The sequence below is a fragment of the Kitasatospora sp. NPDC054768 genome, assembly GCF_053612025.1.
On the sequence record NZ_JBSHBN010000014.1, the window covers coordinates 54,521 to 69,780 of the forward strand.

12 protein-coding genes and 1 pseudogene are annotated in these 15,260 nt (G+C 73.6%); 4 read left to right on the top strand and 9 right to left on the bottom strand.

All coding sequences use genetic code 11. The features are described 5' to 3' along the window. Positions 1–65: 65 nt before the first annotated feature. The 5 genes and pseudogenes from hflX to miaA form a co-directional block, all read right to left on the bottom strand. Positions 66–1,568, bottom strand: a complete 1,503-nt coding sequence (gene hflX, locus ACWGKU_RS06620; protein WP_401048534.1) for a GTPase HflX — start codon at positions 1,566–1,568, stop codon at positions 66–68. Positions 1,569–1,777: 209 nt separating this feature from the next. Beyond that, complete coding sequence (locus ACWGKU_RS06625) at positions 1,778–4,015, bottom strand: RelA/SpoT family protein (RefSeq protein ID WP_452177367.1); 2,238 nt, start codon at positions 4,013–4,015, stop codon at positions 1,778–1,780. A gap of 201 nt (positions 4,016–4,216) precedes the next feature. Continuing rightward, on the bottom strand, positions 4,217–5,122 hold the full coding sequence (dapF, locus tag ACWGKU_RS06630; RefSeq protein ID WP_401043895.1) for a diaminopimelate epimerase: 906 nt from the start codon (positions 5,120–5,122) through the stop codon (positions 4,217–4,219). Between the two features lie 96 nt (positions 5,123–5,218). Further along, positions 5,219–5,731 (bottom strand): hypothetical protein, encoded by a 513-nt coding sequence (locus tag ACWGKU_RS06635; RefSeq protein ID WP_401043898.1) that lies wholly within the window; start codon positions 5,729–5,731, stop codon positions 5,219–5,221. 249 nt (positions 5,732–5,980) lie between these two features. Beyond that, positions 5,981–6,919, bottom strand: a pseudogene (gene miaA, locus ACWGKU_RS06640) (tRNA (adenosine(37)-N6)-dimethylallyltransferase MiaA); the annotation flags it as partial. Positions 6,920–7,083: 164 nt separating this feature from the next. Between miaA and ACWGKU_RS06645 the strand changes: the two are divergent. Next, positions 7,084–7,344, top strand: coding sequence for an antitoxin (locus ACWGKU_RS06645; protein ID WP_401043901.1), 261 nt, complete (start codon positions 7,084–7,086; stop codon positions 7,342–7,344). 85 nt (positions 7,345–7,429) lie between these two features. Here ACWGKU_RS06645 and ACWGKU_RS06650 read toward each other — a convergent pair whose 3' ends face one another. Next, on the bottom strand, positions 7,430–8,128 hold the full coding sequence (locus ACWGKU_RS06650; protein WP_401043903.1) for a class III extradiol dioxygenase subunit B-like domain-containing protein: 699 nt from the start codon (positions 8,126–8,128) through the stop codon (positions 7,430–7,432). A gap of 82 nt (positions 8,129–8,210) precedes the next feature. Next, on the bottom strand, positions 8,211–9,713 hold the full coding sequence (gene miaB / locus ACWGKU_RS06655; RefSeq protein WP_452180251.1) for a tRNA (N6-isopentenyl adenosine(37)-C2)-methylthiotransferase MiaB: 1,503 nt from the start codon (positions 9,711–9,713) through the stop codon (positions 8,211–8,213). Positions 9,714–9,808: 95 nt separating this feature from the next. On the opposite strand from miaB, the gene ACWGKU_RS06660 reads away from it, so the two are divergent. Continuing rightward, positions 9,809–10,828, top strand: a complete 1,020-nt coding sequence (locus ACWGKU_RS06660; RefSeq protein ID WP_401043909.1) for a TAXI family TRAP transporter solute-binding subunit — start codon at positions 9,809–9,811, stop codon at positions 10,826–10,828. 22 nt (positions 10,829–10,850) lie between these two features. On the opposite strand, the gene ACWGKU_RS06665 is transcribed toward ACWGKU_RS06660, so the two are convergent. Both ACWGKU_RS06665 and ACWGKU_RS06670 read right to left on the bottom strand, forming a co-directional pair. Beyond that, a complete protein-coding gene (locus tag ACWGKU_RS06665) occupies positions 10,851–12,275 on the bottom strand; it encodes a sensor histidine kinase (RefSeq protein WP_401043911.1) in 1,425 nt (474 codons plus the stop codon). A gap of 6 nt (positions 12,276–12,281) precedes the next feature. Next, entirely contained in the window at positions 12,282–13,040 is a 759-nt protein-coding gene (locus ACWGKU_RS06670) for a response regulator transcription factor (RefSeq protein WP_380540185.1), read from the bottom strand. Positions 13,041–13,431: 391 nt separating this feature from the next. Between ACWGKU_RS06670 and ACWGKU_RS06675 the strand changes: the two genes are divergently transcribed. Both ACWGKU_RS06675 and ACWGKU_RS06680 read left to right on the top strand, forming a co-directional pair. Continuing rightward, positions 13,432–14,205 carry an amino acid ABC transporter ATP-binding protein gene (locus tag ACWGKU_RS06675; protein ID WP_359907100.1) on the top strand — a complete coding sequence of 258 codons (774 nt, stop codon included), beginning with the start codon at positions 13,432–13,434 and terminating at the stop codon, positions 14,203–14,205. 115 nt (positions 14,206–14,320) lie between these two features. Further along, positions 14,321–15,226: a glutamate ABC transporter substrate-binding protein gene (locus ACWGKU_RS06680; RefSeq protein ID WP_359907103.1), complete on the top strand. Its 906-nt coding sequence runs from the start codon at positions 14,321–14,323 to the stop codon at positions 15,224–15,226. Positions 15,227–15,260 lie beyond the last annotated feature (34 nt).

The following is a 15,260-nucleotide window of genomic DNA, read 5'->3' on the forward strand; positions in this document are numbered from 1 at the left end:
TGCGGGGGCAACGGGAAGGGCCCCGGGACGGCGAACCGTCCCGGGGCCCTCCGTCGGCTCCGGCCTCAGCCCTGCAGGGCCACCGCGAAGTACTCCAGCTCGGCGGCCAACTCGGCCTGCACCTTGGCGTGCAGCAGGGTGCCCTCGCCGGTGTGCTCGGCGGAGATCAGCTCCCCCTCGGCGTGCACCCGGGAAACCAGTGCGCCCTGGGTGTAGGGCACCAGGGCCCGCACCTCGACCGCCGGACGCGGCAGCTCGTCGTCGATGAGCTGCAGCAGCTCCTCGATCCCCGCGCCGCTGCGGGCCGACACCACGATGGCGTGCGGCTCGCGGCGCAGCAGGCGCTGGAGCACGTGCGGGTCGGCGGCGTCCGCCTTGTTGATCACCACGATCTCCGGCACGTTCTGCGCGTCGACCGAGACGATGACCTCGCGGACGGCGGCCAGCTGCGTCTCCGGCTCGGGGTGCGAGCCGTCCACCACGTGCAGGATGAGGTCGGCGTCGGCGACCTCCTCCATGGTCGAGCGGAAGGCCTCGACCAGGTGGTGCGGCAGGTGCCGGACGAAGCCGACGGTGTCCGCCAGGGTGTAGAGCCGCCCGCTGGGAGTCTCGGCCCGGCGCACGGTCGGGTCCAGGGTGGCGAACAGCGAGTTCTCCACCAGGACGCCCGCACCGGTGAGCCGGTTGAGCAGCGAGGACTTGCCGGCGTTGGTGTACCCGGCGATGGCCACGGACGGCACCTGGTGGCGCTTGCGCTCCTGGCGCTTGGTGTCGCGGCCCTTCTTCATGTCGGCGATCTCCTTGCGGAGCTTCGCCATCTTCTCGCGGATCCGGCGCCGGTCGGTCTCGATCTTGGTCTCACCGGGACCACGGGTGGCCATGCCGCCGCCCGAGGTGCCGGAGCCACCGCCACCCATCTGCCGGGACAGCGACTGGCCCCAGCCGCGCAGGCGCGGCAGCATGTACTGCATCTGCGCGAGCGAGACCTGCGCCTTGCCCTCCCGGGACTTGGCGTGCTGGGCGAAGATGTCCAGGATCAGGGCCGTCCGGTCGACGACCTTGACCTTGACCACGTCCTCCAGGTGGATCAGCTGGCCGGGGGTGAGCTCACCGTCGCAGACGACGGTGTCGGCGCCGCTGGCGGCGACGATGTCGCGCAGTTCCTTCGCCTTGCCGGAGCCGATGTAGGTGGCCGCGTCGGGCTTGTCGCGGCGCTGGATGACGCCGTCCAGCACCTGGGAGCCGGCCGTCTCGGCGAGCGCGGCGAGCTCGGCCATCGAGTTCTCCGCCTCCTCCAGCGTGCCGTCCGTCCAGACGCCGACGAGCACCACGCGCTCCAGGCGGAGCTGGCGGTACTCGACCTCGGTGACGTCTTCGAGTTCGGTGGAGAGGCCGGCGACACGGCGCAGGGCGGCTCGCTCGCTGCGGTCGTACTGGTCGCCGTCGTAGTGGTGGCCGAGGTCCTCGTCGATGGCCGCGAGGTCCTCGTCCATGAGGGCTTCCGCCCGCAGACCGTCGAGGCGGCGCGGAGCGTCGGCGTGGTCGCGGGTGTCGAACGTGGAGGTCATTCTGTCCTTTGGCTCGCTGGTACGGGTGGCCTTCGGGGACCGCTGCCGCGGTCCCGTACGGAGTCTGCCCAGCTGCCGCCCCGGTTACCGTCCGGGCGGGGGTGAGCTGCCCCTCGGGTCCTCGGGTGAGACCCGGGCTCCTGTGCCCGGACAACGCCGTGGACCGGCCGTGAATTCCCCATGATGGTCGCACGCCCGGCGCGGGCCGGTCATCCCCATTTCCCGCGGGCCGCCGGGCCGAGCGGCCGCTCCCCCGGTTCCCGGCCGCCGTCCGGGGCCTGCGGGCGGCTCACGTCGTACACCCCGGAGACCTTGAGCATCGCCCGCATCAGCCGCGGCAGGGCGGCCGGCTCGGGCAGTTCGACGGTGTAGGTGTGCCGGACCCGGGACTCCTGCGGCGGCTCGACCTCGGCCGAGACGATGCCGACGCCGGCGCCGGCTCCGGAGATCGCGGCGGTGAGGTCGGCGAGCAGCCGGGGCCGGTTCAGCGCCTCGGCCCGCAGGGTGACCCGGTGCCCGGTCGCCGGGGCGTCCTCCGGCCGCCAGCGGACCTCCAGCTCGGCCCGCCCGTCCGCGCGCATCCGTTCCCCCGCCGGGCAGCCGGTGCGGTGCACCGCGACCGCGCCGCCGCGGATCGGGTAGCCGGCCACCTCGTCCGGCGGCACCGGGGTGCAGCAGCGCGCCAGCCGGACCGGCGCCCCTGGCCGTCCGGCCACCGTGACCGGGGCGGCCCGCCGCTCGGCGGTCGGGCGCCCGGGCGGGGCGGGCTGGCCTCCGGTCGGGCCGGTGCGGACCACCGGCTGCCGGGCCGGGTGGTCGGCCAGCCAGCGCTCGATGGCCAGCCGGGCGCCCGGGGTGCGGGCGTGCGCGAGCCACTCGGGGGCGGGGCCGGAGGGCTGGCCGCCGCCGGCCGGGAGGGATTCGGTGAGCACCGCGATCTGGTCGCCGTCCTCCAGCACGGTGGACAGGGCGGTGAGCCGCCCGTTGACCCGCACCCCGATACATCGGTGGCCGGTCTCCTCGCCGAGCAGGTAGGCCGCGTCCACGCAGGTGGCGCCGGCCCTCAGCTGAAGCGTTTCGCCGCTCTCCGTCACCACGGTGATCTCGCGGTCGCCGGCCAGGTCGGCGGTGAGCGCGGACCAGAAGGCGTCCGGATCGGGCGTCTCCTGCTGCCACTCCAGCAGCCGGCTGAGCCAGCCCGGGCGGGCCGGGTCGGTGCGGTCCAGCTCGTCGGCGTCCTGCACGGCGCCGGCCGGGGACGGGTCCCCGAGCGCGACCACCCCGGTCTCGGCCACCTCGTGCATCCGCCGGGTGCGGACCAGCACCTCGACCACCGCGCCGCCGCTGAGCGCCACGGCGGTGTGCAGCGACTGGTAGAGGTTGAACTTGGGCGCGGCCACGAAGTCCTTGAACTCCCCGGGCAGCGGCGTCCAGCAGGTGTGCAGCTCGCCGAGCACGGCGTAGCAGTCGGCGTTCTCCTCGACCACCACCAGCAGCCGCCCGAAGTCGGCCGGCCGCGGCCCCTGCGGCCGGCCGTCCGGCCCGGGCACGGCGGCCCGGCGGAGCAGCACCCGGTGCAGCGAGACGCAGTGCCGGGGGCGGACGGTCACCTCGGCGGTCACCCCGGCCTCGGCCAGTTGGCGGGCCAGCTGCCGGGCGAAGGGCTCCAGCAGGGTGTCCGGCTCGGCCTCGTGACCGGTCATCAGGGCGCGGGTGCGGGCGTGTTCCTCGGGGTGCAGGGTGGCGAAGACGATGTCCTCCAGCTCCGCCTTGAGCACCTGGATGCCGAGCCGCTCGGCCAGCGGGATCAGCACGTCCCGGGTGACCTTGGCGATCCGCACCTGGCTGGCCGGCTTCATGTGCCGGATGGTGCGCATGTTGTGCAGCCGGTCGGCCAGCTTGATCACCATCACCCGGACGTCGTCCCCGGTGGCGACCAGCATCTTGCGGAAGGTCTCGGCCTCGGCGGCGGCGCCGAAGTCGACCTTCTCCAGCTTCGTCACCCCGTCGACCAGGTAGGCGACTTCGGGCCCGAATCCGGCGCCCACCTGGTCCAGCGTCAACTCGGTGTCCTCGACCGTGTCGTGGAGCAGCGAGGCGACCAGGGTCGTCGTCCCGGCGCCGAGTTGGGCCAGGATCATGGTCACGGCCAGCGGGTGGGTGATGTACGGCTCGCCGCTCTTGCGCTTCTGGCCGCGGTGGCTGGCCTCGGCGAGCCGGTACGCCCGGGCGAGCAGGCCGAGGTCGGCCTGCGGGTGGTGCCGGCGGTGGACCTGGACGAGCGGCTCCAGGGCGTCCGGCACCGGCGGCCTGCCGGTGGCCAGTAACGCGGCCCGCCCGGCCCGGCCGAGAGCGGCCCGGCCGAGCTCCCCGAGGGGCCGCCTGGCCCCGGCCTGCCGTACGGTCGTCGGCTGCCCCGTCAGGGACTGCCCGGCTTCGATGGTCATCGGCACCTCCGGCAACGGTCGCCGGGCGCCGCCCCGTCCGAGGGGGTGATCTCGACACCCCTCCCCATGGGGTGATCGACCCGGTGGTCCATGCTACCGAGCAGAGCACGTTCCGCGACGCCCTGATTCCCGTCCGCGACCGGTATCACCCGATCGGGGGGATTCGTCACCACACGAATTGGGCAAACCGGGCCGCAGGCCTCAGCGCACCGACTCCCACCAACGCCCGTCCAGCCGCCCCTCGGCCACGATCACCGCCGGCCCGGTCATCTCCACCCGGCCGTCCGGGTGCTCGGTGATGACCAGTCGCCCGCCCAGCACGTCCACGGTGTACGCGACCGACTCGCCGGTGACCGCCGGGTCGGCGCCGTCCCGGCGGATGGCCGCCACCGCCACCGCGCAGGCGCCGGTGCCGCACGAGCGGGTCTCGCCCGAGCCGCGCTCGTGCACCCGCATCGCGACGTGCCGCGGCCCGCGGTCCACCACGAACTCGACGTTGACGCCCTCCGGGTAGGCGCTCGCGGGGCTGGTGAGCGGCGCGGCGAACAGGTCGCCGGCGTGGTCCAGGCTCTCCACGAAGGCCACCGCGTGCGGGTTGCCCATGTTGACGTTCAGGGCCGGCCAGCGCCGCTCGCCGACCGCGACCTCGATGCCGTCCGGCCCGGGCAGCCGGGCCCGGCCCATGTCGATGGTGACGTCGCCGGGCGTGCCGTCCTCGGCGGCCTCGGCGACCTTCGCGGTGAGCACCCCGGAGCGGGTGGCGACGGCCAGCTCGCCCGGCTCGGCCAGGCCGGCCTCGACCAGGAAGCGGGCGAAGACCCGCAGGCCGTTGCCGCACATCTCGGCGACGCTGCCGTCCGAGTTGCGGTAGTCCATGAACCACTCGGCCCGGTCGGCCATCGCCGCGGCCGCCGGGTCGGCGGCGGCGCGCACCACGCGCAGCAGCCCGTCCCCGCCGAGGCCAGCCCGCCGGTCGCACAGCGCGGCGACGGTCTCGGGACCGATCTCCAGCGCACCGTCCGGGTCCGGGACGATGACGAAGTCGTTCTGGGTGCCGTGCCCCTTGAAGAAGGGGATGCCGCCCTGCTGGGAAGAGGATGCGCTCACCCCTCCGATGGTACTGAGCGGCGACCCGCCCGCTCGGGGCGGGAGCCTCCCGGAGCGGGAGGCGCCCGGGGCGGAGGTGCTCCGGGCGGGCGGCGCTCAGCGCAGGTAGGCGACCCGCCAGACCGCGAGCGCGCAGGCGGCCAGCGCGATCAGGGTGTAGACCACGATCGCCTTCCAGCCAGCCCGCTGCCCGGAGCCCCGCCGCGGCAGTCCCGGCCACGTGTAGCCGGCGTGCCGGGCGGCCATCGCGCCCCAGCCCATCGAGGCGGCGGTGAACAGCAGCCCGAGCATCCCGACCATGGTGGCGCGCGCCCCGGCCGAGCCGAAGGCGAGCGGGAAGGCGAACATCAGCGAGCCGAGGGTGCCCAGCAGGGCGATCGGCAGCGTCTGCCACCAGCGCAGCCGGCGCAGCGGACGGATCTCCCGTTCGTGCACCGCAGCGTCGGGCGGCGTGCGGGTGTCCAGGGCGGGCACCGCGGCCGCGTAGGAGGTCGGTGCCTCCAGTCCGGTCAGCACGGGGAGGTCACCCATCGTCGACTCGTCGAACTCCTCGGCCGGCGCGGTGACACTTCCGCCCTGGCCGGATTCGGGGCCGGTACCCGTCGACACACGGCCTCCCCTGACAGTTCGACACGAGCGGACTCGCGGCCGGGCACGGTCGGCCCGTTCGGCCGACCCCTACGGCATCGATGATGGCATGTCCAGAGAGGCGTTCCGGGCCTGACCGGGGTCGACGGGTGATCCGTGGCCATCACGTGATCGGGCCGTGACCGCCGGTTCGTCCTGCACGGTCGCCTGCGCGCGCAGGTGCACCGCCGGATTGGCCAAAAACCCGTCCTGTACGGCCGGAACCGCCTGACGGCCGATCAGTTCGAGGGATCGTTCCAGCAGCTCGACGGGGTCGGTTCCGGCCGGCCGGGAGAGCCATTCGATGCGGTCGTCGCGGCGGAACCAGGACTCCTGACGCCGGGCGAAGCGCTTGGTCGCCCGGACGGTCTCGGCCCGGGCCTCGTCCTCGGTGCACTCCCCGGCGAAGTGGTCGAGCACCTGCTGGTAGCCGAGCGCCCGGGAGGCGGTCCTGCCCTCGCGCAGCCCGGCCCTCTCCAGCTCCCGCACCTCGTCCAGCAGCCCGTCCTCCCACATCCGGTCGACCCGCAGCGCGATCCGCTCGTCCAGCTCCGGGCGCGGCACGGCGACGCCGATCTGCACCGCCTCGTACACGGCGGTGTTGCTCGGCAGGTTGGCGGTGAACGGCTGCCCGGTGATCTCGATGACCTCCAGGGCGCGGACGATCCGCCGGCCGTTGCTGACGAGGATCGCCTCGGCGGCCGCCGGGTCCAGCTCGGCCAGCCGCCCGTGCAGCGCGTACGGGCCGACCAGCTCCAGCTCGGCCTCCAGCCGGGCCCGCACCTCCGGGTCGGTGCCCGGGAACTCCATCTCGTCGATCGCCGCCCGGACGTACAGCCCGGAGCCGCCGACCAGGACGGGCGTGCGGCCGGCGGCGAGCAGCCGGTCGATCTCGGCCCGGGCCAGCCGCTGGTACTCGGCGACGCTGGCGGCCTCGGTGACGTCCCAGACGTCCAGCAGGTGGTGCGGCACTCCCCCGCGCTCGGCCGTGGTGAGCTTGGCGGTGCCGATGTCCATGCCCCGGTACAGCTGCATCGAGTCGGTGTTGATCACCTCGCCGTCGAGGCTGCGGGCGATGGCGACGGCCAGGTCGGACTTGCCGGCGGCGGTCGCGCCGACGACGCAGACCACACGGGGAGGGGCGACATGCGGGGTACGGGAGCTGCTCACCGTTCCAGTCTCCCAAAACCGCCGGGCCACCGGGGACCGGGCTGCCACCGGCCCGCGACTGCGCGACGATATGACTGTTTCCCGGACATTTTCCGGCCGTTTCCCCGGTTGGGCCCGGTTTGCGAACGCTTTGCCCGGCCCGCTCGTTGTGCGGGGAACAGCGGATGAAGGAGATCGTCATGGGCCTGATGGACAACCTCAAGGGCAAGGCCGAGGAGCTCAAGGGCAAGGCCGGCGAGTTCGCAAACAAGCACAGCGACCAGATCGAGAAGGCCGTGGACAAGGCCGGCGGGGCCATCGACAAGGCGACCAAGGGCAAGTACAGCGACAAGATCGAGCACGGCGCCGAGAAGGCCAAGGACGCGGTCGGCGACTTCGCCCAGAAGCCGAAGCCGGGCGACGAGGGGCAGCCCCCGCGGTCCTGACCCCGCGGTCCCGGTCCTGGCCGGTCCGGCGGCCCCGACCGGGAGCCCCGACGGCCGGGAGTCCCGGTCCGGCGGCCCCGGCCGGCTAGGACCAGGACGCCACGAAGTACCCGACCCCGTACGGCGCCTCCTGGTAACCCAGCCGCCCGGTGAGGCCGGCGCCCTCCGCGGCGCCGGCCAGCACCTGCCAGGGCGCCCGGCCGTCGGCCTTGAGCTCGGCGGCCAGCCCCGGGTCCAGCGCGGCCAGGGCGGGCAGGTCGGCCGTGCCCAGGGCGGCGGCCAGGGCGGTGTCGAAGCCCTCGGCCCGCTCGTCCAGGTAGCCGGGCGCCTTGACCGAGCGGCAGGCGCTGCCGTCGCCGAGCACCAGCAGGGCGACCCGCTCGGCGAGGCCGGCCAGGCCCTGGCCGAGGCCGAGCATCCGGTCGGCGGGGGCGTCGGCGGGCACCGCGCAGGCGTGCGTCGGCAGGGTCACCCCGGCGCGCTCCAGCAGCCAGGCGCCGACGGTCAGCGAGGGGGCCAGCTCCGGCCCCTCGACCCGGTCGCCGGGCAGCTTGGCGACCAGCGGCACCCCGTAGCGGCGGAAGGAGCCGGCTCCGCCCTCGGTCCAGACCTCGGCCGTCGGCCCGGTGCCGACCACCACGACCAGCTGCGGCCCGGCCGCGACCAGCGCCGCCAGCGCCTCGTCGCAGGCCGTGCGCAGGGCGTCCAGCTCGGGCGCGGCCCCGGCGGCGACCTCGGGGACGAGCAGCGGCGGACAGGGGCACACGGCGGCGGCTACCAGCATGTGGATCACTCTAGCCAAGACGCCGGGCGGCCCGGCCGGAGCCGAAGCTCCCGCCGGGCCGCCCGGAACACGTGCGGGTCAGTCAGTCGCCGCAGCAGGCCCCGCCCGCCGGCGCGGCCAGCGGCAGCTCGGCCGGGGCGCCGATCTTCGGCAGGCCGAGCATCACTCCGGCCGGCTTGGCGGCGGGCGCGGCCCGGCGCTTCTCCCAGGCGTCGCCGGCGCGGGTGCGGCGCACCGCGAGCGCCGGGCCCTCGGCGAGCAGGTGGTGCGGGGCGGCGTAGGTGATCTCGACGGTCACCACGTCGCCCGGGCGCACCGGCTCGTCCGGCTTCGTGAAGTGCACCAGCCGGTTGTCGGGGGCGCGTCCGGAGAGCCGCCGGGTCTGATCGTCCTTCTTGCCCTCGCCCTCGGCGACCAGGATGTCCAGGGTGCGGCCGACCTGCTTCTTGTTCTCCTCCCAGGAGATCTCCTCCTGGAGGGCGATCAGCCGGTCGTAGCGGGCCTGGACGACCTCCTTCGGCACCTGGTCCGCCATGTCCGCGGCGGGGGTGCCGGGGCGCTTGGAGTACTGGAAGGTGAAGGCGTTGGTGAAGCGGGCCTCGCGGACGGTGTGCATCGTCTCCTCGAAGTCCTCCTCCGTCTCGCCGGGGAAGCCCACGATGATGTCGGTGGAGATGGCCGCGTCCGGCATCGCCTCGCGGACCTTGCGGATGATCCCGAGGAAACGGTCCTGCCGGTACGAGCGGCGCATCGCCTTGAGGACGCGGTCCGAGCCGGACTGCAGCGGCATGTGCAGCTGGTGCATCACGCTCGGGGTCTCGGCCATCGCGGCGATCACGTCGTCGGTGAAGTCGCGGGGGTGCGGCGAGGTGAAGCGGATCCGCTCCAGGCCCTCGATCTGCCCGGCGGCGCGCAGCAGCTTGGAGAAGGCCTCGCGGTCGCCCAGGTCGGAGCCGTAGGCGTTGACGTTCTGGCCGAGCAGGGTCACCTCGATGACGCCCTCGTCCACCAGCGCCTCGATCTCGGCGAGGACGTCGCCGGGGCGGCGGTCCTCCTCCTTGCCGCGCAGCGCGGGGACGATGCAGAAGGTGCAGGTGTTGTTGCAGCCGACCGAGATGGCGACCCAGGCGGCGTACGCGGACTCGCGGCGGGTCGGCAGGGTGGAGGGGAAGGTCTCCAGCGACTCCAGGATCTCGACCTGGGCCCTGCGCTCGACCGCGGCCCGCTCCAGCAGCGCCGGCAGGTGGCCGATGTTGTGGGTGCCGAAGACCACGTCGACCCAGGGGGCGCGCTTGACGATGCTCTCGCGGTCCTTCTGGGCCAGGCAGCCGCCGACGGCGATCTGCATGCCCTTGTGACGGGTCTTGACCGGCGCGAGCTGGCCGAGGTTGCCGTACAGCTTGTTGTCGGCGTTCTCGCGCACCGCGCAGGTGTTGAACACCACCAGGTCCGGGTCGCCCTCGGGCCCGGCCTTGACGTACCCCGCGTCCTCCAGCAGGCCGGACAGCCGCTCGGAGTCGTGGACGTTCATCTGACAGCCGTGCGTGACGACCTTGTAGCTCTTCAATCCGCTCTCACCGCTCACCAGACCAGGGTACGGGCAGCGGCGAAGGGCTTTTCCCTGAGCTTCCACCACCCGTTCCACTCCCGTTCGGCCGGAGCGCCTGGCAGTATCCCTGCATGACCCCCACCACTGCGTCCCGTCTCGGCGCCGCCGTCCGCACCGCGGCCCGGAGCCCGCTGTGGCGCACGGTGCTGGTGGTGGTACTGCTGGTGGCCGGGTTCGGCGGCTGGTGGCTGTCGGCGGGCCGCTCGCCCGGGTACCCGCGCGGCGAGGTCCGCTTCGCCACCGGGGTGCAGCGCGGCGTCTACGACCGGTACGGGCAGCTGCTCCAGGCCCACGTCTCCCGGGCCATGCCCGGGGTGCGGCTGGCCCTGGACAACTCCGAGGGCTCGATCGACAACCTCACCCGGGTGATCAGAGGCCGGGACGCCTTCGCGATAGCCACCGCCGACGCGGTCGCCGACTACCAGGGCCAGGGCAAGGAGAAGCTGCGGGCCATCGCCCGGCTGTACGACGACTACCTGCAGCTGATCGTCCCGGCCTCCTCCCCGGTGCGCCGCACCGCCGACCTCAAGGGCCTGCGGGTCGGCGTCGGCCTGCCGCAGTCCGGGGTGAACCTGGTGACCAAGCGGCTGCTGGGCGCGGCCGGCCTGGACCCGGACCACGACATCGTCCCGGTGCCGAAGGGGATCGGCGAGGCCGCCGACGACCTGCGCGCGGGCAGGCTGGACGCCTTCTTCTGGTCCGGTGGCCTGCCCACCAGCGCGCTCACCGACCTCTCCGACCACTTCCCGATCCGTGTCGTGCCGCTGAGCGACCTCGCCGAGGCCCTGCACAAGGCCGAGGGCGGCGGCACCGACGCCTACCGGGCGGCCACCATGCCCAAGGGGACGTACCCGAACGCCGAGCCCAAGGAGGCCGTCGCCACGGTGGCCGTGCCCAACCTGCTGATCACCCTGGACGACGCGGACCCGCGCCTGGTGGAGGGGATGACCCGCGCGGTGATCGACAGCCGGGACCAGATCGGCGCCCAGGTGCACGCGGCCCAGCTGGTCGACCTGCGCACCGCCGTCTACACCGACCCGCTCCCGCTGCACACCGGCGCGGCCCGCTACTACCGCTCGGTGAAGCCGTAGGGCGTAGGGCCTGCCCCGGCGGCTACTTCTCCGGCCGGGGCACCGCCAGCGTCACCGCGAGCCCGGTCGGCCTGACCGGCGCGAAGCCGAGCGTGCCGCCGCCGGCCGCCAGCAGGGTGCGGGCGATGGACAGCCCGAGCCCCGAACCGTCCACGTTCTGGTGCCGCGTGCTGCGCCAGAACCGGTCCCCGGCCCGGGACAGCTCGTCCTCGGTGAGGCCGGGTCCGGCGTCGGTGACGGTCACCGCGACCTCGTCCCGGCGCACCGCCACCCGCAGCCGCACCTCGCTGCCGGCCGGGCTGAACTTGAGCGCGTTGTCCACCACGGCGTCCAGCGCCGAGCCGAAGCCGATCGGGTCGGCCATCCCGATCGCCAGCGCCGGGCCGTCCCAGCGCAGCCCGATCCCGCGCTGCTCGGCCACCGGCCGCCAGGCGTCCACCCGGGACAGGGTGAGCTCGGCGAGGTCGGTGCGCTCCGGTTCGGGGCGGGCGTGCTCGGCGGTGGCCAGGCCGAGCAGGTCGTCCAGCACCCGGGCCAGCCGGGCGCCCTCCTCCCGTACGCCGCTGAGCTCCTCCTCGTGGCCCTCGGGCAGTTCCAGGCCGAGCAGCTCGACCCGCAGCAGCAGCGCCGACAGCGGGTTGCGCAGCTGGTGGGAGGCGTCCGCGACGAACGCCTTCTGCTGGTCCATGGCGAGCACCACGTGGTCCGCCATCTCGTTGAACGAGCGGGCCAGCCGCTGGAGTTCGGGCGGTCCGCCGCCCGGGGCGACCCGGGCGGCCATCCGGCCGGTGGCGATGTCGTGGGTGGCCCGGTCCAGGGTGCGCACCGGGCGCAGCACCCACTCGGTGAGCCGGACGGCGAGCAGCACGGCGACGATCATCGCGGCGGCCTCGCCCGCGCCGATCACCAGCCACTTGTGCACCACCCGGGTGCGCAGCGCCTCGGCCGGGGATTCGCTGAGCACCACCGCGACCACGTCGCCGTCGCGCACCACGGGGGCGGCGACGGTGATCGTCCGGTCCGGCGTCCACGGCCAGACCTGCGGCGGGTTGTGGCTGCGCCGCCCGTCCAGTGCCTCCTGGAAGGCCTGGGCGCCCCAGCCCCCGGAGGGCACCCGCCAGTCGTCCGGGGCGACGGCGAGCGGAACGCCGTCGCGCTGGAAGATGCCCAGGCGCACGCCGTACAGGTCGTGGTAGCGGCGGACCTCGGCCTCGATCGCGCGCTGCCGGCTGCCGTCGCCCGGGGCGGGTTCCGGGTCGCCCTTGCGGGCGGAGTCGGCGGCGCCGGAGGTGGGCAGGTCCTGGGCGAGGCGGGCGGCGTCGTCGAGCCGGTCGACGACCACCTTGGTCTGTTCGGCCGCCGCGACCGCCGCCGCGAGCGGCAGCCCCAGGGCGGCCAGGACGCAGAGCATGAGGGCGATCAGGATGCCGAGCAGGCGGGTGCGCACGTGCGGTCAGTGCTCCGCGGGGGCGCTCGGGGCCGGTTCGGCCGCGGCGGGCGTCGGGCAGTCGGGGATCAGCCGGTAGCCGACCCCGCGCACGGCCTCGACCAGGCCGGGCAGTGCCAGCTTGTTGCGCAGCGAGCCGATGTGCACCTCCAGGGTGCGCCCGTTGCCCTCCCAGCCGCTGCGCCAGACCTCGCTGAAGATCTGCTCGCGCCGGTAGACGACGCCGGGGCTCTGCGCGAGCAGCGCGAGCAGGTCGAACTCCTTGCGGGTGAGCGGCACGTCGCGGCCGTCCACGCTGACCCGGCGGCGCTCCCGGTCGATCCGGATGCCGCGGGACTCCAGCGGGCCGCGCTGCTGCGGCACGGTGTCGGGCGCGGGCACCGCCACCGCGGCGGGGGCGGCGCCGCGGCGGGCCACGGCGTGGATGCGGGCGAGCAGCTCGCCCATGTCGTACGGCTTGGTGACGTAGTCGTCGGCGCCCAGGTTGAGGCCGTGGATCCGGGAGCGGACGTCGGCGCGGGCGGTGACCATGATCACCGGTACGCCGCTGCCGGCCCTGATCCGGCTGCACACCTCGAAGCCGTCGCGGTCGGGCAGTCCGAGGTCGAGCAGCACCACGCGGTACGGCTCGTTGCCGTCCGGCACCAGGGCGTCCAGCGCCTCGTGCCCGCTGCGGGCATGCCGGACCTGGAAGCCGTGCCGGCCCAGCACCGCGACCAGCGCGGCGGCCACGCGTTCGTCGTCCTCGACGAGCAGCAGTCGCATCCTGTCCTCCTCCTTCCCCCACGTGATCACCGATGATCACCGGGCCGATCGTTCAGGTCCCGGTCCTGCGCAGTATGGGCCAGTGAACGGCCCGGCGCCAGGTTCGACCGCGCACCGGGCCCGGGGGGAACGGGGAGCACCGGAGCGGATTCCCGCTGTGACATGCCCCGTCGGCGCCCGCGCGAACAGCGTGCGAGCGCCGTGTGGCCGTTTCGTGATCCTCAAGTTCCGCTCAGATCGGCTGACGGCGCGCGGTCATGGCTCCTAAGGTCGGCCCACCGGGGGCCGCGGCTCCGCCGGCCTCGGCCCCCGGATTCGTACCACCATTGCCTGTCAAGGGAGTTGAGACTTCTCGGACAGGCGTGATTCGACGACAGAGGGAGCAGGCGCGATGACCGAGAGCCCGGTCGAGGACTCCACCCCCGCAGCCGCCCCACTGGTCGTGCTGAGCAACGTCAACAAGCACTACGGCGCGCTGCACGTCCTGCAGGACATCGACCTCCGGATCGCCCAGGGCGAGGTGGTCGTGCTGATCGGCCCGTCCGGCTCGGGCAAGTCGACGCTCTGCCGGACGATCAACCGGCTGGAGACGATCGACTCCGGCGCGATCACGATCGACGGCCGGCCGCTGCCCGACGAGGGCAAGGAACTGGCCCGGCTGCGCGCCGAGGTCGGCATGGTGTTCCAGAGCTTCAACCTGTTCGCGCACAAGACCGTGCTGGAGAACGTGGTCATCGGCCAGGTGAAGGTGCGCAAGGTGCCCCGCCCGCAGGCCGAGAAGACCGCCCGGGAGCTGCTGGAGCGGGTCGGCGTCGGCGCGCAGGCGGACAAGTTCCCGGCCCAGCTCTCCGGCGGCCAGCAGCAGCGCGTGGCGATCGCCCGCGCGCTGGCGATGAAGCCCAAGGTGATGCTCTTCGACGAGCCCACCTCGGCGCTGGACCCGGAGATGGTCAACGAGGTGCTGGAGGTCATGCGCCAGCTCGCCGCGGACGGCATGACGATGGTCGTGGTCACCCACGAGATGGGCTTCGCCCGCTCCGCCGCCAACCGGGTCCTGTTCATGGCCGACGGGAAGATCGTCGAGCAGAACACCCCGGACGCCTTCTTCACCGCGCCGCGCTCCGAGCGCGCCAAGGACTTCCTCTCGAAGATCCTCCACCACTGACGCTTCGAGACCGGCGGGACCGCCCCCGGCCGCAGTGCCGGCCGGCCCCGCCCGTGCACGCCTTCCAGACGCCAGAGCCCGGTTGACACCGCGGCCCAGCCCCAGGAGAACCCTCATGAGGACGTCCCGCACCCTCGCCGTCGCGCTCTGTGCCGTCGCGCTCACCGCCACCGCCGCCTGCGGCAAGGACGGCACCCCCGGCGCCACCGCCGCGAGCAGCGGCGCCGGCGCCCCGAAGCTGCCGAGCTACACGGTCAAGACCGACGTCAAGGTGGACTCCGCGGTCCTCGCCGAGGCCAAGAAGCGCGGCCAGCTGATCATCGGCGCCAAGGCCGACCAGCCGAACCTCGGCTGGGAGGACGTCGCCAGCGGCGACCGCAGCGGCTTCGACATCGAGATCGCCAAGATGATCGCCGCCGACCTCGGCTTCACCCCGCAGCAGATCAAGTGGCAGACCCTGGTCTCCTCGCAGCGCGAGCCGGCCATCGCCAAGGGCCAGATCGACTTCTACGTCGGCACCTACAGCATCAACGACGAGCGCAAGAAGAGCGTCTCCTTCGCCGGCCCGTACTACATCGCCGGCCAGGACCTGCTGGTGAAGGCCGACAACACCACGATCACCGGCCCGGAGAGCACCGGCGGCAAGAACGTCTGCACCGCCACCGGCTCGACCTCGATCAAGAACATCCAGCAGTACAACCCGAAGGTCACCCAGTTCGACACCTACTCGGCCTGCGTCGAGAAGCTGCTGTCCGGCGAGGTCGACGCGGTCACCACCGACGACGCGATCCTCAAGGGCTACGCCTCCAAGTACAGCCCCAAGCTCAAGGTGGTCGGCAAGCCGTTCACCAAGGAGAACTACGGCGTCGGCCTCAACAAGGACGACAAGGCGCTGCGCGACGCGATCAGCGACGCCCTCAAGGCCCACGAGGACAACGGCGACTGGAAGAAGGCCTACGACGCGACCCTGGGCGCCTCCGGCTCCCCGGCGCCGGACGTCCCGGCCCTCGAGCGCTACTGATCCGCCCGCCGTACGTCGACTCCCGACCATGAAC